At 69.6% G+C, this 18788-nt stretch carries 21 protein-coding genes and 4 tRNA genes; 6 read left to right on the forward strand and 19 right to left on the reverse strand.

Going from position 1 to position 18788, the window contains the following annotated elements; all coding sequences use genetic code 11:
• Nucleotides 1-114: 114 nt before the first annotated feature.
• Both secE and F8566_RS06590 read right to left on the reverse strand, forming a co-directional pair.
• Nucleotides 115-363, reverse strand: a complete 249-nt coding sequence (gene secE / locus F8566_RS06585) for a preprotein translocase subunit SecE (RefSeq protein WP_151559061.1) — start codon at nt 361-363, stop codon at nt 115-117.
• A 124-nt stretch (nt 364-487) separates the two neighbouring features.
• A tRNA-Trp gene (locus F8566_RS06590) sits at nt 488-560 on the reverse strand.
• 238 nt (nt 561-798) lie between these two features.
• Here F8566_RS06590 and F8566_RS06595 point away from each other — a divergent pair.
• A complete protein-coding gene (locus F8566_RS06595) occupies nt 799-2010 on the forward strand; it encodes a pyridoxal phosphate-dependent aminotransferase (protein ID WP_151559062.1) in 1212 nt (403 codons plus the stop codon).
• A gap of 179 nt (nt 2011-2189) precedes the next feature.
• On the opposite strand, the gene F8566_RS06600 is transcribed toward F8566_RS06595, so the two are convergent.
• The 3 genes from F8566_RS06600 to F8566_RS06610 form a co-directional block, all read right to left on the reverse strand.
• Nucleotides 2190-2939 (reverse strand): hypothetical protein, encoded by a 750-nt coding sequence (locus tag F8566_RS06600; protein ID WP_151559063.1) that lies wholly within the window; start codon nt 2937-2939, stop codon nt 2190-2192.
• 3 nt (nt 2940-2942) lie between these two features.
• Nucleotides 2943-3452 (reverse strand): SigE family RNA polymerase sigma factor, encoded by a 510-nt coding sequence (locus tag F8566_RS06605; protein ID WP_151559064.1) that lies wholly within the window; start codon nt 3450-3452, stop codon nt 2943-2945.
• 97 nt (nt 3453-3549) lie between these two features.
• Complete coding sequence (locus F8566_RS06610) at nt 3550-4515, reverse strand: hypothetical protein (RefSeq protein WP_151559065.1); 966 nt, start codon at nt 4513-4515, stop codon at nt 3550-3552.
• A gap of 236 nt (nt 4516-4751) precedes the next feature.
• On the opposite strand from F8566_RS06610, the gene F8566_RS06615 reads away from it, so the two are divergent.
• Entirely contained in the window at nt 4752-5807 is a 1056-nt protein-coding gene (locus F8566_RS06615; RefSeq protein WP_151559066.1) for an adenosine deaminase, read from the forward strand.
• Here F8566_RS06615 and F8566_RS06620 read toward each other — a convergent pair.
• The 10 genes from F8566_RS06620 to F8566_RS06665 form a co-directional block, all read right to left on the reverse strand.
• Nucleotides 5786-7279, reverse strand: coding sequence for a DHA2 family efflux MFS transporter permease subunit (locus F8566_RS06620; RefSeq protein WP_151559067.1), 1494 nt, complete (start codon nt 7277-7279; stop codon nt 5786-5788). The genes F8566_RS06615 and F8566_RS06620 overlap by 22 nt on opposite strands.
• A gap of 106 nt (nt 7280-7385) precedes the next feature.
• Nucleotides 7386-7919, reverse strand: coding sequence for a TetR/AcrR family transcriptional regulator (locus F8566_RS06625; RefSeq protein WP_151559068.1), 534 nt, complete (start codon nt 7917-7919; stop codon nt 7386-7388).
• A 28-nt stretch (nt 7920-7947) separates the two neighbouring features.
• The gene (locus F8566_RS06630) at nt 7948-8607 is read right to left on the reverse strand and encodes a GntR family transcriptional regulator (RefSeq protein WP_225992923.1); all 660 of its coding nucleotides are present in this window, start codon (nt 8605-8607) and stop codon (nt 7948-7950) included.
• A 238-nt stretch (nt 8608-8845) separates the two neighbouring features.
• The gene (locus F8566_RS06635; protein ID WP_151559069.1) at nt 8846-9439 is read right to left on the reverse strand and encodes a TMEM165/GDT1 family protein; all 594 of its coding nucleotides are present in this window, start codon (nt 9437-9439) and stop codon (nt 8846-8848) included.
• 301 nt (nt 9440-9740) lie between these two features.
• A complete protein-coding gene (locus F8566_RS06640; protein WP_151559070.1) occupies nt 9741-10808 on the reverse strand; it encodes a UDP-N-acetylmuramate dehydrogenase in 1068 nt (355 codons plus the stop codon).
• A gap of 245 nt (nt 10809-11053) precedes the next feature.
• A complete protein-coding gene (locus tag F8566_RS06645; protein ID WP_151559071.1) occupies nt 11054-11479 on the reverse strand; it encodes a MaoC family dehydratase in 426 nt (141 codons plus the stop codon).
• Nucleotides 11479-11916 carry a MaoC family dehydratase N-terminal domain-containing protein gene (locus F8566_RS06650; RefSeq protein WP_151559072.1) on the reverse strand — a complete coding sequence of 146 codons (438 nt, stop codon included), beginning with the start codon at nt 11914-11916 and terminating at the stop codon, nt 11479-11481. Before F8566_RS06650 ends, F8566_RS06645 begins: the two co-directional genes overlap by 1 nt.
• Nucleotides 11917-12281: 365 nt before the next feature.
• Nucleotides 12282-12446, reverse strand: coding sequence for a 50S ribosomal protein L33 (rpmG, locus tag F8566_RS06655; protein WP_026404241.1), 165 nt, complete (start codon nt 12444-12446; stop codon nt 12282-12284).
• 122 nt (nt 12447-12568) lie between these two features.
• A tRNA-Met gene (locus F8566_RS06660) sits at nt 12569-12642 on the reverse strand.
• A 111-nt stretch (nt 12643-12753) separates the two neighbouring features.
• Nucleotides 12754-12826 (reverse strand) — tRNA-Thr (locus tag F8566_RS06665).
• A 135-nt stretch (nt 12827-12961) separates the two neighbouring features.
• On the opposite strand from F8566_RS06665, the gene F8566_RS06670 reads away from it, so the two are divergent.
• Entirely contained in the window at nt 12962-13996 is a 1035-nt protein-coding gene (locus tag F8566_RS06670; RefSeq protein ID WP_151559073.1) for a hypothetical protein, read from the forward strand.
• On the opposite strand, the gene F8566_RS06675 is transcribed toward F8566_RS06670, so the two are convergent.
• A complete protein-coding gene (locus F8566_RS06675; protein ID WP_151559074.1) occupies nt 13993-14733 on the reverse strand; it encodes a protein phosphatase 2C domain-containing protein in 741 nt (246 codons plus the stop codon). The two genes, F8566_RS06670 and F8566_RS06675, sit on opposite strands and share 4 nt — an antisense overlap.
• A 50-nt stretch (nt 14734-14783) precedes the next feature.
• Nucleotides 14784-15293: a PH domain-containing protein gene (locus F8566_RS06680; protein WP_151559075.1), complete on the reverse strand. Its 510-nt coding sequence runs from the start codon at nt 15291-15293 to the stop codon at nt 14784-14786.
• A 115-nt stretch (nt 15294-15408) separates the two neighbouring features.
• On the opposite strand from F8566_RS06680, the gene F8566_RS06685 reads away from it, so the two are divergent.
• Nucleotides 15409-16293, forward strand: coding sequence for an NmrA family NAD(P)-binding protein (locus tag F8566_RS06685; protein WP_151559076.1), 885 nt, complete (start codon nt 15409-15411; stop codon nt 16291-16293).
• 181 nt (nt 16294-16474) lie between these two features.
• Here the strand turns inward: F8566_RS06685 and F8566_RS06690 are convergent.
• A tRNA-Tyr gene (locus F8566_RS06690) sits at nt 16475-16556 on the reverse strand.
• A 151-nt stretch (nt 16557-16707) separates the two neighbouring features.
• Here F8566_RS06690 and F8566_RS06695 point away from each other — a divergent pair.
• Nucleotides 16708-17196 carry a YajQ family cyclic di-GMP-binding protein gene (locus F8566_RS06695; RefSeq protein ID WP_151559077.1) on the forward strand — a complete coding sequence of 163 codons (489 nt, stop codon included), beginning with the start codon at nt 16708-16710 and terminating at the stop codon, nt 17194-17196.
• A 234-nt stretch (nt 17197-17430) separates the two neighbouring features.
• Nucleotides 17431-17781 (forward strand): hypothetical protein, encoded by a 351-nt coding sequence (locus tag F8566_RS06700; protein ID WP_151559078.1) that lies wholly within the window; start codon nt 17431-17433, stop codon nt 17779-17781.
• 39 nt (nt 17782-17820) lie between these two features.
• Here the strand turns inward: F8566_RS06700 and htpX are convergent, their stop codons facing one another.
• Nucleotides 17821-18678 (reverse strand): zinc metalloprotease HtpX, encoded by an 858-nt coding sequence (htpX, locus tag F8566_RS06705; protein WP_151559079.1) that lies wholly within the window; start codon nt 18676-18678, stop codon nt 17821-17823.
• Nucleotides 18679-18788: the final 110 nt, after the last annotated feature.

The raw sequence follows: 18788 nt of genomic DNA on the forward strand, positions 1-18788 counted from the left end.
CTCTCGAACGATTTCCGGTGATGGAATTTCAGGCGATGCGTGTGACCAGTGCCTGTGACCGGCTGCTTGTGACACCGGCTGCTTGTGGCAGGGACGGCGGCCAGGCCGGTCGGCTCAGCCGAAGACCCAGAAGATGCCCTTGGTCAGGAGCCAGTCCAGGCCCGCCACAATCCCGATCATGACCAGCACGAACACCAGGCAGACCGTGGTGTAGGTGATGAGCTCCTTGCGCGTGGGCCAGATGACCTTGCGCAGCTCGGCGATGATCTGGCGCACGAAGAGAGCTGGAGACGTCCGCTTACCTGCGGGCTTCCTGCCTTCATCCTTGGCAGCGGCTTCGCCGCTGCTGGTCTCAGTCGCCATTGTGCCGCCGTTCACCTCATAGGTCGTGATCAACCACTATGTGGTTGTAGCGCCTGCCCGCCACCGACGCGCCATGACGGCGCGCCATGACCTGGCCGGGCACGGGTGCGCGCACCGCACCTCGCAGGGCAGGAGGGACTCGAACCCCCAACCGCCGGTTTTGGAGACCGGAGCTCTGCCAATTGAGCCACTGCCCTTCAGTAGTGACGGTCCCAGCTTACGGCCCTTTGAGGACATGGCCGTATGCCGGTGGCGCGTCACTGCGGGGTGAGTCTACGTGGATGAGGGGCCGCTAGTCGAACCAGACGGCCAGAAGATCCTCTGGGATCTCTGCCGCCGAGCGGCGCGACCGGCCACGATGCCCGGCAGACATCTTCGTCCAGGGAGTGAGAAATACGGACGTGAGCATGGGTTGTCCTCTGTAACGATAGGGACATGAGCACTGACCGTCCTCGCATCTCAAAGCGCATCGCCGCCATCTCCGAGTCCGCCACGCTGGCCGTCGACGCCAAGGCCAAGGCGCTGAAGGCGGCGGGCCGCCCGGTCATCGGTTTCGGCGCGGGCGAACCGGACTTCCCCACGCCCGGCTACATCGTCGAGGCGGCGGTGACCGCGTGCCGGGTGCCGCGTTTCCACAAGTACACCCCCGCCGGCGGCCTGCCCGAGCTGAAGACCGCCATCGCGGAGAAGACCGAGCGCGACTCCGGCTACCGGGTCGAGGCCGCGCAGGTGCTGGTCACCAACGGCGGCAAGCAGGCGGTGTACGAGGCGTTCGCGGCGCTGCTCGACCCGGGCGACGAGGTGATCATGCCGACGCCGTACTGGACCACCTATCCCGAGTCGATCAAGCTGGCGGGCGGCGTGCCGGTCGACGTGGTGGCCGACGAGACCACCGGCTACCGGGTGAGCGTGGCGCAGCTGGAGGCGGCGCGCACCGACCGGACGAAGGTGCTGCTGTTCGTGTCGCCGTCCAACCCGACCGGCGCGGTCTACTCGCGCGACGAGATCGAGGCGATCGGCCGCTGGGCGGCCGAGCACGAGCTCTGGGTGATCACTGACGAGATCTACGAGCATCTGGTGTACGGGAACGCCGAGTTCCACTCGATGCCGGTCGTGGTCCCCGAACTGGCCGACCGCACTCTGGTGCTCAACGGCGTGGCCAAGACCTACGCGATGACCGGCTGGCGGGTGGGCTGGATGATCGGCCCCAAGGACGTGGTCAAGGCCGCGACCAACCTGCAGTCGCACGCCACCTCCAACGTCTCCAACGTCGCGCAGGCCGCCGCCCTCGCCGCGGTGACCGGCGACCTGGAGGCCGTGGCCGAGATGCGCTCCGCGTTCGACCGGCGCCGCCAGACGATGGTCCGGATGCTCAACGAGATCCCGGGTGTGCTCTGCCCGGAGCCCGAGGGCGCGTTCTACTGCTACCCCTCGGTCAAGGAGCTGCTCGGCAAGGAGATCCGCGGCAAGCGCCCGCAGACCTCGGTCGAGCTCGCCTCGCTGATCCTGGAGGAGGCCGAGGTCGCCCTGGTGCCGGGCGAGGCGTTCGGTACCCCCGGCTACTTCCGGCTGTCGTACGCGCTCGGCGACGACGACCTCGTCGAGGGCGTCTCCCGGGTCAACAAGCTCCTCACCGAGGCCCGCTGACATGGCCCACTGACGCCGTAAGTCACCTGACGCCGTAGTCACGGAGAGCGCCCTGGCGGAAACCCGCCAGGGCGCTCTCGTCGCGTCAGGTGTCGAGACGGTGTCCTCCGCCTCGCCTCCGCCCGGGTGGCCGGAGCCGAGCACGCGGTAGGCGCTCCGCCGTCCTCGTGGTGCCGTTCCTAGAGGCGGACGCCCTCGGCGATCTGGAGCAGCCGGTCGCGCGCGGCACCGCCGGCCACCACGAGGACCCCCACACCTGGACGATCCAGCCACGCGACCTGACGGCCCGAGTCCGGCCGGTCGGACATGACCGCGCGGCGGCCGCGGACGGTGGTGGGCTTCGGCACGCCCGGGAACGTGGCCAGGCTCTCCGGCCCGTCAAGGCCCATGCCGCGGACGACCCGTACCTCCACCGAGCCGGACGCGCCGCGCCACCGGCACGTCGTGGACGTCTCGCGCCCGCTCCGTTCGGTGCGGCAGGGGCCTGCCGCGCTCAAGCCGGACGGCAGATAGGTCACCCATGCCGGAGGCGCGGGTCTCCCGCCGGCGGTCGGGAGCGGACCGCCGTTCCGGCCCGGCGTGGTGCCGGGGGCCGTCGGCTGCCTGCTCGATCCCGCCCCGGGCCCGTCCGTCGAGTGGGGGGGCCGCGCCGGGCCCGAGGCGGGTGGCTTCTCCGGTCCGGGCGGCACCGCCGCCGCGCCGGTGGACGTCGGGGTGCGGGACGAGCTCACCGGACCCGCGTTCATCGATCGGTAGGAGGGCACCGCGGCGATCGCCACGACCGCGACGGCGGCGATGCCCACCGTCGTGCGGATCCGGGCCACGCGGCGGCGGTGCCGGTGCCGGACCGCCGCCGCGAGCGAGGCCGGAGCCGACGCCTCGGCGGTGTGCTCCGCCATGGCCTCACGCAGTTCGCTCTCCAGGTCCATCGCTCATCTCCCCAGCGGCGCCATGTTGGTGTCGAGTCGTTCTCGGAGCCTGGCGAGGCCCCGGGACGCCTGGCTCTTGACCGTGCCGACCGAACAGCCGAGCACTCGCGCGGTCTCCGCCTCCGAAAGGTCCTCCCAGAAGCGCAGGACGAGCACCGCGCGCTGCCGCGGGCCGAGCTTGCGCAGCTCGTCCATGAGGGTGCCGCGCAGCTCCACCGCGTGCACCGGCGAGGCCACCGGCTCGTCCGGCGGCCGCGCCATATGGATCTCCCGCAGCACCTTCCACCTGCGCGACCGGCTGATCGCCAGGTTGACCAGGATGCGCCGCACGTACGGCTCGGGGTCGGTCTCGGGATCGAGCCGGCCCCAGTGCCGGTACGCCTTCTCCAGGGCGGCCTGCAGAAGATCCTCGGCATCCTGGCGGGCACCGCAGAGCAGCGCGGCGGTCCGTGTCAGGGCGGTCCCGCGCTCCACCACGAATTCGGTGAAAGATTCGTCGTTTCGACGACCCACTGTGCTCCGTCCGGACGTGAGCAGGTGCTGGGAGGGTTTTCGGTTGTGTCACCGGCGGCGGACGGCCCCACGCGCCTAAGGCCGTCCGCCCCCGTGCTCAGTGCGCCCGGTGCAGGGCTCCGGTCAGGTCCTGGACACTGCCGGCCATCACCGGGCTGCCGTTGACGAAGAGCGAGTAGCCCTCCTGGTCGAACAGGAGCACTCCGGTGCCCGCGGAGCTCTGCCAGGCGAGACCTCCGTTGAGAGAGATCTTCTTGCCGCCCTTCTCGGGAAGCTTGAGGGCCTTGCGCAGGTCCTGCTCGGTGATCCCGGCGGGCACCTTTAGCCGTTCGACGGTAAGCCACTGGCCGGCCTTGCCGGTCCACTTCTGCGTGATCGCGCAGATCTTCCGCGACTTCAGCTCGATGGAGCCGTGGTTCGCGGACGCGAACTGCAGACCCTTCGGCAGGATCAGGGTCTTCTCGATCGAGCCGCCGATCTGCACGGGGGCGGGCAGCTTGTCACAGCTGAGCTTCGGCGCGCCGGGGAGCTTGGGCAGTCCCGGCTTCGGCGCGTTGGTGGGAAGGTTGCTCGGCGCGCCGGACGGCAGGCTGCCGGTGTCCGGCAGGCAGTTCGGCAGCGCGGGGACGTCCTTGGGGACACCCGGGACGTCCTTGGGAGCCCCCGGGAGGTCCTTGGGAGCGCCTGGGACGTCCTTCGGCACGGCGGGGACGTTGGGGTTGGGAACGCTGGGGAGGTTCGACGGCTTGGCGTCGGGAGCCTTCGGCGCGTTCGGCACGCTCGGCACGTTCGGAAGATTCGGCTTCGAGGCGTCCGGTGCCTTCGGCGCGTTCGGGAGGTCCGGCGCCTTGGCGTCGGGCACCTTGGGGAGCCCGGCCTTGGGCAGGCAGGTGGGCGGCGCGGCGGGGAGCGCGTCCTGCACCTTCTGGGCCTCCACCGGGGCCTTGGGGGAGCCGCCCGGGAGACCGAGACCCGACTGACCCGTGGCGGCCCACGTGACCCCGCCGATCGCGACGGCACCGATGGTGGACGCCGCGATCAGGCCTGCCTTCATGGTGAACATGGTGTGTCCCTTCTGACCCTCTGACCTCTTGCGCCCCTCATATACGCGCGACCCCGGACCGGGGTTGCACGGTCACCGGAAGTATTTTGAGAACTTTCGGTGAGGGCCGCCGTATGGCCGGTGCCCATGGGGTTCTGGTCGTTCCGGGCCATGGGTGATGACCGTCACGGGTGGTCTGGGGGCATCCAGGGGCCGTCCAGGCACCGGCCGGTCGCAAGATCGGGCAACATTGGTTCATGGAGGCCCGTTCTGGATCCGCACCCCGTGACCTGGCCGCGTTGCCCAAGGCTCACCTGCACCTGCACTTCACCGGTTCGATGCGGCACTCGACGCTGGTCGAGCTGGCCGCCGAGCGCGGCGTGCACCTGCCTGACGCTTTGGTCGAGGACTGGCCTCCGCACCTGCAGGCGACCGACGAACGCGGCTGGTTCCGGTTCCAGCGGCTGTACGACATCGCGCGTTCGGTGCTCCAGACCCCGGGCGACTTGCGCCGGCTGCTGCGCGAGACGGCGGAGGACGAGGCCGCCGAAGGGTCGGGCTGGCTGGAGATCCAGGTCGACCCGAGCGGGTACGCGGCGCGCTTCGGCGGGCTGACGCCGACCGTCGAGCTCGTCCTCGACGCCGCCCGCGAGGCCGAGGCGGCCACCGGGGTGGGGATCGGCGTGGTCATCGCGGCCAACCGCACCCGGCACCCGCTCGACGCCAAGACCCTCGCCCGCCTGGCGGTGCGCTACACCGACCAGGGCGTCGTCGGCTTCGGCCTGTCCAACGACGAGCGCCGGGGGCGTGCGTACGACTTCGAGGGGGCCTTCCGCATCGCGCACCGCGGCGGCCTGCTGGCCGTCCCGCACGGCGGCGAGCTGCTCGGGCCCCAGAGCATCCGCGAGTGCCTGGAGACCCTGGAGGCGGAGCGGATCGGGCACGGGGTGCGGGCCATCGAGGACCGCCGCCTGCTGGACAAGATCGTCGACCGCGGCGTCACGCTGGAGGTGTGCCCGTCCTCCAATGTCGGTCTCGGCGTCGCCCGGACGGCCGCCGACGTGCCCGTCCGTGACCTGTTCGAGGCGGGCGCCCGGCTCGCGCTGGGCGCCGACGACCCGCTGCTGTTCGGCTCGCGGCTCGTCCGGCAGTACGAGCTGGCCCGTGCCGACCACGGATTCACCGATGAGGAGCTGGCCGAGCTCGCCCGCCAGTCGATCGGCGGCTCGGCCGCTCCCGAGGCCGTCCGCAAGCGCCTCTTCGACGAGATCGACGGCTGGCTGGCGAGACCTCAGGCCGGCGCGGACGCCTGAGACTGAGCCGGACCGTCCGGTTGGGCCGATTGGGCTGATTGGGCCGGTTTCGCCACTTCGGGCAGTTCCGCCGCTTCGGCTGGTTCCGGAGTGGTGGCCGTGGCGGCGGAGGCGGGCATCCGGGCCGGGATGATCAAGGCGACGACGACCGCGACGGCCAGGACGGCGGCGCCACTCCAGGTCGCGGCGGTGAGGCCGGCCGTGAACGTGGCGGGGCTCTCGAAGTCGCCGTTGGCGGCGAAGACCGCGCCGAGCACCGCGATGCCGAGCACCGTGCCGAGCTGGCGGAGGGCGTTGCTCACACCGGAGGCGACGCCGGTGAGCTCCTGCGGCGCGAAGGCGAGGACCAGCCGGGCCTGCGGTGAGAAGAACAGTCCCATTCCGATGCCGGCCAGGACGAAGGCGGGCAGCAGCGCCGAGTAGGAGACGTCGGTGGTCGTCACCGCGCTCATCCAGACGATTCCGGCGGTTTGGAACGCCAGCGCGATCACGAGCACGTTGCGGGCACCGATGCGTGCCATCAGCGGGGCGGTGAGCGGGGCGACGAGCACGGGCATCGCCGTCCACGGCAGGGTCCGGACGCCGGCCTCGAGCGGGGACATGCCCTGCACGCCCTGGAGGAACTGCGCGAGCAGGAAGACCGAGCCGAACATGCCGAACGACATCACCAGCGCGGTGCCGTTGACCGCGCTGAAGCCACGTCCGCGGAAGAGCGCCAGCGGCAACATCGGATGGGCGGCGCGCGCCTCGTACACCAGGAAGCCCGCCAGGAGGACCGCGCCGGCGGTCAGCGACGTGAGGACGAGGCCGCTGGTCCAGCCCCGGCCGTTGCCCTCCACCAAGCCGAGCACGATGCCGAGCAGGCCGGCGCTCACCAGGAGGGTGCCGACCAGGTCGAGCGGCCTGCGCGGACCGTGGCTCTCGCTCAGGAACGGCCGGACGAGGGCGAGCAGGGCGACGCCGATCGGCACGTTGATCCAGAAGATCCACTGCCAGCCGGCGTGGTCGGTGAGCGCGCCGCCGACGACCGGGCCGAGCGCGACCCCGAGCCCGCTCATGGCACCCCAGGCCGCGAGGGCCTGCCCGCGCTTGGCAGCGGGCACCGCCGCGGCGAGCATGGTCAGGGTGAGCGGTGTGATGATGGCGGCGCCCGCGCCCTGGACCGCGCGGGCGGCGATCAACGTGCCGATGCCGGGAGCAAGGGCCGCGGCGGCGGAGGACGCGGTGAAGACGGTCAGGCCGATCGCGAACAGCCGGCGGCGGCCGAACCGGTCGGCGACGGCGGCGCCGGTGAGCAGCAGGACGGCGAACGTGAGGGTGTAGGCGTTGACGGTCCATTCGAGCGCTTCCAGTCCGGTGCCGAGGTCGGTCCGGATCGAGGGGAGCGCGTTGGTGACGATCAGGTTGTCCAGGGACACCATGAACAGCGCTATGCCGGTCACGATGAACGTTCTCGCTGCGTGATGCCGCATGACCGTTCTCCAGGATTAGTTATCAGTCACTAACTTCGTTGCCCAAAAAAAATAAGGAGTGCTGCGGGTGCCGGGGTGCGGGAGGGTGCTGAAACGCCGGGACGGCTCAGCCGTTCTCGGACCATTCGAGAAGTGATCGACCCAGCCCTGGGCCGGGGGTGTAGGGGACGTCGAGCGCGGTCAGGACGTTGAGGAGCATGCCCCTCGACACGAAATGCAGGATGTCGTCGGCCGACTCGCCGGTGAGCTCGGCGATGGTGCGCCACAGCTTGGCCCAGCGGGCGTTCCCGATCTGCCGGACCTCCTTGTCGTCGAGCGCGGTCGCATAGAGCTGCAACTGGAACTTCAGCTGAACGCCAGAGTCGAGCATCTCCCGGTAACGCATCCCCATCGCGACGATCGCCTCCTGGCCGTACTTGCCGCCGGCGGACTCGCGCATCGCCTCCTCCATGTCGTCGAAGCAGCGCTCCACCGCTGCGAGGAAGAGCGCGCGCTTGGACGGGAAGAGGCGGAAGAGGTACGGCTGTGACACACCGACGCGCTTGGCGATCGCGGCGGTCGAGGTGCCCTCGTAGCCACTCCGGCCGAATTCGCAGATCGCCACGCGGACGGTCTCCTCGCGCCGTTCGTCGGCACTCATCCGAGGGCTCACCCGGACAAGTTAGTGTTCAATCACTAACTTCGTCAAGCGCGGCGGGCCACATCCCCTGCCGCTCCAGATGAGCGATGAGGAGCTCGCCCGCCTGGGTGATGTGCAGCCGCATGGCCTCGCTCGCCGCCTCAGGGTCGCCCAGGCGCAGCGCCACCATGATCCGTTCATGATCCCGTACGGCCACGGCGGGCCAGTCCGGCAGCCGCCCGTACAACCCGCGTGGCACGTAACGCGCGACCGAACCCAGCGACCAGGCCAGCTTCGGCGAGTCCGCGGCCAGGTTGATCGCCCGATGGAACGCGTGGTTGTGCTCCTCGACGTGATCCACCTGTCCGGCGCTCACCGCCTGGTCGAGCGCCCGGTGGATCGTGGTCAGTTCCCGGAGCGGCTCCGGTCCCATCAGGCCGGCCGCCCGCGTGGTCAGCTCGGCCGCGATGGTCGCCTGTACCCAGAACAGGTCCTTGACATCCTGTTTGGACAGCGGCGCGACGACGAACCCGCGCCGCGGCTCCAGCTGTACGAAACCCTCACTGCGCAGGGACTGCAGCGCCTCCCGTACCGGCGTCACGCTGATGCCGAAATCAAGCGCGAGCCGCTCCAGCCGGAGGAACTCCCCCGGACGCACCCGTCCCTCCATGATCAGCTCACGGATGCGGGCAGCGACCTCATCGCTCAACTGAGGACGCAGTCCCAGACCCCTTTGGGGTCGCGGAATGGCCACCTCGTGCTCCGCCCCCTCAAGGCCCTCCCGCGGCAGGATCCCACGGGTGCGAAGAGCCTTGCCCTCATGATGCGCGCGAAACGGCACATGTGGAACGCACAGAGCACGTACGACCCTGAGAAAACAATTGTTACCGCTGCGTACGTCCTGTCAGCAATTCCTCGCGGCGAGTCACTGGGGATAAGCGTGCGGGTCAGAGCCCCTCCATGCCCCCGATGCCCTCGATGAGCAGCACCACCCCGAAGATCGCGAAGCCCGCCGCCGCGCCGTACCGGATCACCCGCTCGGGCAGCCGCCGGCCCAGCACCCGGCCGACCACGATGGCCAGCGCGTCGGCGGCCACCATGCCGATCGTGGACCCGAGCCAGACGCCGGTCAGCCCGGCCACGCCGCCGTGGTCGGCCGCGAGCGTGACCGTGGCGAGCATCGTCTTGTCGCCGAGCTCGGCAAGGAAGAAGGCGCCGCCCACCGCGAGGATCGCCGATCCGGTGGCCCGGCGGGCCTTGGCACGTTCGTCGTCGTCCAGCTCGTCGCCGCGCAGGGTCCAGACCGCGAAGGCGAAGAACGCCACGCCGGCCAGGATCGAGATCGGCCCGGTGGGGAGCGCGGCCCCCAGCGCGGCGCCGAGCAGCACACTGGCCAGGTGCACCACCGCGGTCGCGACCGTGATGCCGACGAGCACCGGAAGCGTCCGGAAGCGTGTGGCGAAGGTCATGGCCATGAGCTGGCTCTTGTCGCCCAGCTCAGCGACGAAGATCACGACCAGGCTGATGATGAAGGCGGACACCGCTTCCCTCTCGCTCGGATGCCGAGCGGAGGACGGGGATCTCGCCGGTCAGGGCGCTCGACCTCGGCCCGGCATGACTGCCAGGCCGAAGGTCTCGTCCGCCCGCGCACGCGCGGGCCCGGGTGACCGGGCGGCCCAGCCGTGCGGGCCGCCAGTATGTCGATCACTCGATTGGGACTACTCCCCCTCGGGTGATCGCCAGGCTACCAGCCACCTCACACCAGAGGATCGGGGGCAGTGGGTGCGAGGACCCGGGTCGGAGGGTGGCTCAGAGGGTGCCGGGGACCCGGGTCGGGGTGGCTCAGAGGGTGACGCCGACGAAGACGGGCTCGTTGACCAGCTCGACTCCGAACGCCTCCCGCACACCGGCGCGGACGTGCCGGGCCAGCGCGAGGAGATCCTCGGTGCGGCCGCCGTCGGGGTTGGTGAGGGCCAGGGTGTGCTTGGTGGAGATCCGCATCGGGCCGAGCGACTCACCCTTGGCGAAGCCCGCCCGGTCGATCAGCCAGGCGGCGGAGGTCTTGGTGCGGCCGCCGCTCTCGGGGTAACGGGGGAACGCGACGTCCGGGCCGAGCCGTTCGGCGACGCGGCGTTCCAGATCGGCCAGCTGCGCCGCGTCCAGGATCGGATTGGTGAAGAACGAACCGGCGCTGCGGGTGTCGGGGTCGTCCGGGTCGAGCACCATGCCCTTGCCGCGCCGCAGCTCCAGGACGGCGTCGCGAGCCTCCTTGAGCGCGACACGATCACCGGGCGCGGCCCTCAGCTTGCGGGCGAGCTCGGCGTACGCGATCGGCTGGGACTCCTCGGCCTGGCGCAGGGCGTACATCACGTCCAGGACCACATGGCGGTCGGAGCCCTTGAAGACGCTGTGCCGGTAGGTGAACCGGCAGGCGTCGCGGTCGAGGGTGACGACCTTGCGGGTCTGGCGGTCGTACGCCCGGACCTCGACGATCGTCTCGCTGACGTCCTGCCCGTACGCGCCCACGTTCTGGATCGGGGTCGCACCGACGCGCCCGGGGATGCCCGCCAGGCACTCGACCCCGGCGAGCCCGTCCTCGACGCAGCGCGCAACGAAGGGGTCCCACTCCTCGCCCGCCTGGACGCGGACCAGCACCCGGCCGCCCTCGGCCGGAATGATCTCGGTGCCGCGGGTGCCGACGTGCACGACGGTGCCGGGGAAACCCGCGTCGGAGACCACGAGGTTGCTGCCACCGCCGAGGACCAGCACCGGTTCGCCGGCCTCGTCCGCCCGGCGGACCGCGGTGACCAGCTCGGCCTCCGTCGTCGCCTCGACGAAACGGCGCGCCGGGCCGCCCAGCCGGAGTGTGGTGTAGCCGGCCAGGTTCACGTCCTCAGCGAACACTGCCACGCGGTCTTCCCTCCCGTACGTTTCGTTCCCATCTCCAGGACGGTCACGTACCGTACGCTCACGCCTCCCTGACGCTTCGATCGTATGAGCCGGACCCGTGCCCGCGAACCACCGGACGCGGAACGCGCGGAACGCGCGGAACGCTCGGAACCTCGGAACACGACTCCGGCTCAAACGATCGATTCGCCGCACCGTCGCCGCCACCGCCACCGCCCTGCAACGGCATGGCGCAGCGCGGCCTGCGCTCAGGCGAGACGGACGACGGCCTTGGCGCGCGTGAGCACCTTCTGGTCGTTGGACCGGGCGGTCAGCGCGACGACGACCTTGTTGTCGTCGAGCTTCTGCTCCACCTTGCCGCTGATCTCCAGGGCCGCGCCGCCCTCGTCGGGCACCACGACCGGTGCCGAGAAGCGCACCCCGTAGTCGACGACCGCGCCCGGGTCGCCCACCCAGTCGGTGACGAACCGGCCGCCCTGGGCCATCGTGTACATGCCGTGCGCGATCACGTTCGGCAGGCCGACCTGCGTGGCGAAGCTCTCGCGCCAGTGGATCGGGTTGAAGTCGCCGGAGGCCCCGGCGTACATGACCAGGTTGAGCCGGTCGATCTGGTAGGTCTGCGCGGGGATCTCCGTGCCGACCTCGACGTCGCTGTACTTCACCTTGGCGGTCATCAGGCCCCCCGCTCCACCAGCGTGTTGAAGGTCTTGACGATCAGCTCGCCCTCGACCGTCGTGATGTCGGTCTCGATGGTCATCTTCTCGTTGTTGCCGATCGCCTTGATCTCGGTGATCGTCGACGTGCAGGTCACCACGTCGCCGGCCTGGAGCGGGCGCCGGTACTCGAAGTGCTGCTCGCCGTGCACCACCATCGCGAGGTTGAGGCCGAGCTCGGGGTCCACGATCGCGGGGCCGCCGAGCGAGACCACGATCGGGAAGGTCGGCGGGGCGATGACGTCGGGGTGCCCGGCCGCCTTGGCCGCCTCGGGGTCGCGGTAGACCGGGTTGCGGTCCCCGATCGCGTCCGCGAACTCGCGGATCTTCACCCGGCTGACCTCGTACGGCTCACTGGGCGGAAACGTCCGCCCGATGAAGTCACGGTTGAGTGCCATGCAATCCGTCCCTCCAGGTCCAACAGGGCCGTGCCAGCCCGCGTGCCCGCGCCGAGCACGTGCTTCTCGTCTCGACGGACCGTAACAGAACGACGTTCAGCCCGCCCTCGCGGGTATGCGCGAGGGCGGGCTGAACACGTCAGAGCAAGCGATGGGAAGTCGCCATCCAACTGATGCGCCGGTCGGCGCCAGGGCCATCACGGCTGGGCGGCCGGTGTGCGGCCTGGCGGATCGGTGGAGTGAGAACCCGCAGCCGGCTACGTGGAGCCGCCGCGGACCGCGCGACTGCGGGTCGCGAGCCACTGCGGACTGCGGGTCGCGAGCCACTGCGGACTGCGGGTCGTGCGCGACTGCGGACCGCGCGACTAGCGGGTCTCGCGGTGCGGACGGTGGGTCCGGCAGTTGGGGCAGTACTTCTTGATCTCGAGGCGGTCCGGGTCGTTGCGCCGGTTCTTCCTCGTGATGTAGTTGCGGTGCTTGCACTCCTGGCAGGCCAGCGTGATCTTCGGCCTAACGTCGGTGGCAGCCACGATGGAGTGCCTTTCTGACTAGGGACTTGGACATACGTTGCAATCCTGGGCCGCCCGGGCGGACAACCCCTGATCTTGAGCACCGGCCAGCCCGCCCGGAGTGGGGACGAGAGGTCGGGTAGTAGCGAGGGCCGGACTTGAACCGGCGACACAGCGATTATGAGCCGCTTGCTCTGCCTGACTGAGCTACCCCGCCGTGATGGTCGGTGTGGACCGATAGGTCAGGATACCTGATGGTCGCAACACCTCGGAAACCGCGAACAACCCCGGCCCGCTCCGAGCGGACCGGGGGATGCGGACTTCCTTGAGCCCCTTTACGGAATCGAACCGTAGACCTTCTCCTTACCATGGAGACGCTCTGCCGACTGAGCTAAAGGGGCCTTGCCGTCTTGGCGACGGGTGTAACCATACACGGCCCGCGCACCGGATACGAAATCAAATCCGGGCCCCCGAGCGCACAGCCTCCGGGAATGCCGGACGGCCTCGGTCACACCCGATATGCCAGGCTGATCGCCATGAGTGACTTCCTCCGCCACGTGGACGCCACGGTCCAGGCCGCCGTCGCCGAGGACCAGGCTTTCAGTGATCTGATGCCCCGCCTGATGAGCGAATCGCAGGGCGCTCCCGTCACGGTCCTGAACATGGCGATGACGAAGATGGGCGAGGGGATCGCCGCCGCCCCGCCGAATCTCGGCTGCTGGCTCGCGGTGATCGCCGGGTCCTGGGTCGAGAACGGCGCCACGGTCTTCGGCGCCGGGGAGCCCGTGCTGGACCGGCTGCTGAACGTCGCCGAGAGCGGCGTCGCGTTCGCCGCTGCATGGCAGAAGGCGACCGGTGAGCAGCCACCCGACCCCGAAGGCCGGCCGTCGCAAGAGATCGTCGACACCGTCTCGCGGGACTTCGACGATCCGGTGGCGGCGATGATGTCGTGGTTCTCGCTGGAGAAGTTCGCGCTGTCGGCCAACACGATGTTGTCGGCGTCGGCGGACCTGCGCGCCTCCGTGACGGACCGGGAGAGCAAGGCCGATCTCGTCGCACAGCTGTCCGAGCACTCCGCGAAGATGGACTGGGTGGCGCGGCTGCTCCGGGTGCTGGAGAACGAGCGGCTGCTCGTTCTCGACCGTGCCTCCCGTCAGGGCTGGACGGTCTCCATCGGCGGCATCGGCGACAACTTCCAGCTGCACGTCCTGCTCGGGGGCGCGCTCCTCGGCCACCCCGGCGGCATGCCGGGCGAGGCGGTGCCGGCCGAGATGGTCTCGTGGTTCACCGACACCGACGTGCCCGACTCGGGCCCGATCGTGAACAGCTTCTGGAACCTGGTCGACGCCCGCGGCGAGTGGATCTACAACGAGGGTGTCCCCGCCGACATCCCCGCCGTCAACGGCGTGCGGGTGGTCGTGCTCGACCCGCCCTCCTACGCGCGGTCGTTCCCGGCGGGCCGGAGGCACCCGATGATGGCCGCGCGGCTGACGGTCGAAGGCAGGCACCTGCCCGAGGACCTCGCCGGCTGGTGGCAGCACATCACGCCCGCCAGGAATCCCGTCGGTTAGAAGCGGACCAGCACGGCCGTCGCGTCGTCGTAGCGCTTCCCCCGGAGCAGCGTCTCCGTCGCCTCAGCCTCCCTGGTCCGCCTGATCACCTCACGCGGCCCGGCCTGGTCGAGCAGGTCGAACAACTCACGCCACCCGATGCGTCCGAACCTCTCGACCAGCCGGGCCGCGCCGTCGCTCAGCAGGGCCGCGCGCCGTACCCGGTCGACCGAGATCTCACCCGCGAGCGCCTCGTACGCCGCCTCGGGCCTGGTGCTCGCCACCCAGAATCCGCCCGGGCTGTTGCGCGCGGCCCGCACCGCCTCGTCGGTGTAGCTCGGCAGCTCGTCCACCCGGCCGTCCCGGATGACCCGAATCTCGTCGCCGAGGTCGAGCAGGACGGGCGAATCCGCCAGCACCAGCCACTGCACCCGGTCACCGGCTCGCCGCAGCAAGGCGACCGTGCTGGACGGGCTGTCGGGATTGTCCAGGTCGCACGCGCCCGTGTGGAGCTCGCGAACGCCCTTGATCGAATCGGCCAGCAGGTGGGCGAGCGGCGCCCCGTTCTCCAGCACCAGCCGCGCGCCGATCTCTGCTCCCAGCCGCCGGACGAGCCAGGCCGGATCGTGCACGCATCCGCTCTCCACTCCGGGGCGCGCGGTGGCCCCGTCGAGGACGACCACCCATCCCGGCCCCGCGACGATGTAATCCTCGTTCCCCCGCCCGGGCGTCGCCTCGCTGGCATAACTCACCTGCACGCTGAAGGCCTTCCCCTCACACCGCTCCAGGCGGCTCCCGACGACAACGGCTAGGCGATGCGGCTCTGCCACTCTTCCCACAGCTCGGCGTGCAGCTTGTAGAGGCCGTACGGCTCATCCCCTGATGGCTCGTACAGCCTGGTGCCCGGCTCTGGCGACTTTCCACGGGTGGTGGGGAACGCTACGGCGGCATGCTCGCGTTCGGCCGTGCGCACGTGGAGGAACCAGCCCGCTCCGATCCCGGCGGAGTCCGCTGTGATCTCGATGATCTCGTCCCACGCCAGGTGGCGCCGGTGGAATCCCCACACGACCCCGACCCCGGACTCCTCGATGACCACCCGCGTGCGGATGAGGAACATCACGCACACCGCGGTCAGCACGAAGAACAGCCCGCTCAAGATGGCCCGACTGAGATCGGAGGGGTTGGACCGCGACGAGGTCGCCCCGGAGACCAACAGAGTGGTGGTGAGTCCACAGAACGCGGTGACGCCGACCAGCAGGCCGAGGAATCGCCAGCACCGTAGCGTTCGGGGGTACGTTGCGGCGTCTTTCGCTGACATGCCGGACACGATTTCACGGCAGCCACCCAAAGCGCGATTGACTCGGCAAAGAGGCCAGAAGCTGTCCTCTTTCGTTCGTAGGCTTCCCCCGAAGCCGAAAGAGGGGATCATCACGATGACCATCGTCGTCACCACTCCGACCGGGCGCGTGGGATCGCGCGTGGTCCGGTTGCTGCTGCAGGCCGGCGTACGGCCGCGGGTACTCGTGCGCGACCCGGCGCGGCTCGACGCGCGCGAACATGTCGACGTACGGCGCGGCGACCTGACCGATGCCGAATTCGTCCGCAAGGCCACGGCCGGCGCGCGGACGGTCTTCTGGGTCGACCCGACTCCGCACACAGCCGACGACCCGATCGAGACCTCGGAACGGACCGCCGCCGGCCTTGTGGAGGCCGCCCGCGCGGGCGACGTCGCACGGGTGGTGCTGCTGAGCAGCGTCGGCGCGGAAAAGCGCCACGGCGTCGGCCACATCGACGGACTGGCCCGGATCGAGGAACAACTCGACTCCACCGGCGCCGACACGCTCCACCTGCGCTGCGCCTACTTCTTCACCAATCTCCTGCTGGATCTGGACGGCCTGGCCCGCGGTGAGCTGACCACATCGTTCCTGCCGGACCAGCCCATGCCGTGGGTCGACCCGCGCGACATCGGTGACGTCGCCGCCGCACGGCTGCTCAACGACGAATGGAAGGGCCGCGTCGTCCAAGCCGTCCACGGACCCGAAGACCTCACCTTCGAGCAGGTCGCGCAGACCCTCACCGAAGTGCTCGACCGCCCGATCCGGCTCAACGCCGTGGGCGACGACGACGCCCGTGCCGCCCTCCGTTCAGCCGGTCTGACCCCCAGCGCCGTGGAAGGCATCGTCGGCATGGCCGCCGGATCGCGCAGCGTGGTCCCCGAACAGCCACGCGACCTGGTGACCACGACCCCCACCACGCTGGCAGGCTGGGCTTACACGCACCTACGCCCCTTGCTCCTCAAAGACGCCACAAGCCCCTGACAAACCGGCAGGCGCCGATCAGCGTCATGCGCCAGCCACTCGTTCCGCATCGGCGCCGACCAATTGCGCCAGCGGCGCGGGCCCACGGCCGTATCCGGCGTAGCGTTCCGAAACAGCCGGAGAATGGCGAAACGGCCTGTCACCAGTGTCATAGCTGGTGACAGGCCGTTTCGCGTTGGTGTGGCGGGTGCAGGGTTCGAACCTGCGTAGGCTAAGCCGACGGATTTACAGTCCGCTCCCATTGGCCACTCGGGCAACCCGCCGTGGCGTCGCTCTCGCGACGGCAATGGAAAGAATAGCGGACCCCGGCGGTGCTCGTGACATCGGCGTCGGCGGTTGTGGATCAGGCGGTGGGGCCGGTCGTCTCGCTACGCTCGGGGGACTACCAGAAGAAGCAGACGAGAATGGTGTCCCATGGGTGACTCATCGTTCGACATCGTGAGCAAGCTGGACCGGCAGGAGGTCGACAACGCCCTGAACCAGGCCGCCAAGGAGGTGGCCAACAGGTTCGACTTCCGGAACGTGGACGCCGGGATCAAGTGGTCCGGCGAGGCCATCGAGATACAGGCCAATACGGAGGAACGGGCGAACGCAGTTCTGGACGTTCTCAAGGACAAGCTGGTCAAGCGGAGCATCTCGCTGAAGGCGATCGACCCGAGCGAGCCCAAGCTGTCGGGGAAGGTCTACAAGCTGAGCGTGGCCCTGAAGGAGGGCATCTCCCAGGAGGACGCCAAGAAGATCGGCAAGATCGTCCGGGAGGAGGGGCCGAAGGGGGTCAAGGCCCAGATCCAGGGGGACGAGCTGCGGGTGAGCTCGAAGAAGAAGGACGATCTCCAGGACGTCATCGCGCTCCTGAAGGGCAAGGACCTCGACGTCGCCCTGCAGTTCGTCAACTACCGCTGACTAGCGCGGAGCGCGCCGGCCGTCTTCCCCCGCAGAAGGCGCCCGGCGCGCCCGCACTACATATGACGGGGGAGGGCGCCCGATGGTTCAGAACGATTTTCAGCCCGCGAGACGGTGACTTGCGGTAGTCGTTCACTACTGTTAGTAGTTACCGGGTGATCTACGGGAAGGGCCCGTCACCCCGGAGCGACCCGTTCGCCCGAGGCAACCAGATCACCGAATTCGGGGGAGACCATGCTCAGCAAGAAGCTGTTCGCGTCCCTGACTCTCAGCGCGTTCGCCATCAGTGGTGCGATGGCCGTGGGGGGAAGCACTGCCGAGGCGGCCACCGAGCCCGTCTGCAAGTTCAAGGTCCGCAAGAAGCCCGCCCGGGTGGACCTGCGTAAGGCCGTGAAGAAGGGCGAGAGCCTCACGCTCGGCAAGCCGATCGGTTACCTCAAGGCACTGGAGGAGACCGTCGGCACCTGCAAGAAGTACAAAGGCTGGCATCTCGTCGGTGGTCACAAGCTCGGCCAGCCCGAGCAGGTGATCCCCGGCGCCGTATGGCACGGCCACCTGGTGAACAGGGGCAGGCTCACCAACTAGGGCGTGGTGCCCGGCGGCCTCACGGTCGCCGGGCATTGCTCAGCGGGAGAGGCCGGCCATCCGCTCCAGGCGGGCGATGCGCTCGGCCGTCGGCGGGTGGGTGGAGAAGAGCTTGCCCATGCCGCCGCCGCGGAACGGGTTGGCGATCATGAGGGAGCTGGTGGTGGCCAGCTCGGGGTCCTGCGGAAGGGGCATCGCCTTCGTCCCGGCCTCGATCTTGCGGAGGGCGCTCGCCAGGGCGAGTGGATCGCCGGTGAGCCGCGCACCCGAGGCGTCGGCGGCGAACTCACGGGTGCGGCTGATCGCCATCTGGACGACCGCGGCGGCGATCGGGCCGAGGATCATCATCAGCAGCGCACCGAGGATGCCGGGGCCGTCATCGTCGTCGGACCGGCCGATCGGCAGAAAGATCGCCAGATGGGACACGTAGGTGATGACGGTCGCGATCCCGGCGGCCACGGACGAGATGAGGATGTCGCGGTTGTAGACGTGGGACAGCTCATGGCCGAGCACCGCCCGCAGCTCCCGCTCGTCCAGCATCCGCAGGATGCCGCGTGTGCAGCAGACCGCCGCGTTGCGCGGGTTGCGCCCGGTGGCGAACGCGTTGGGCTGCATGGTCTCCGACACGTACAGCCGGGGCATCGGCTGCCGCGCCGAGGTCGCCAGCTCGCGGACCAGCCGGTAGAGCACCGGTGCCTCGACCTCGCCGACCGGATGGGCGCGCATGGAGCGCAGCGCGATCCGGTCACTGAAGAAGTACGCGATGCCGTTGGTGACCAGCGCGATGACGAGCGCGATGAAGAGGCCCGCGTTGCCTCCCAGCACCCAGCCCACCGCGAGCATCAATGCCGACAGCGCAGCGATCAGAGCCGCCGTCTTGACGCCGTTGAACTGCACTTCTGTCCTGCCTCCCCGTTAATCCGTCCCGCTGTAAAAACGGTTTGACCTGGCCGAATGTTCCACGGTCAGACATCGTCAAACACGGGCGGGATCGCAGGTGAACGAGG

It is taken from the genome of Actinomadura rudentiformis (assembly GCF_008923185.1).
In the GTDB taxonomy this organism is placed as follows: domain Bacteria; phylum Actinomycetota; class Actinomycetes; order Streptosporangiales; family Streptosporangiaceae; genus Spirillospora; species Spirillospora rudentiformis.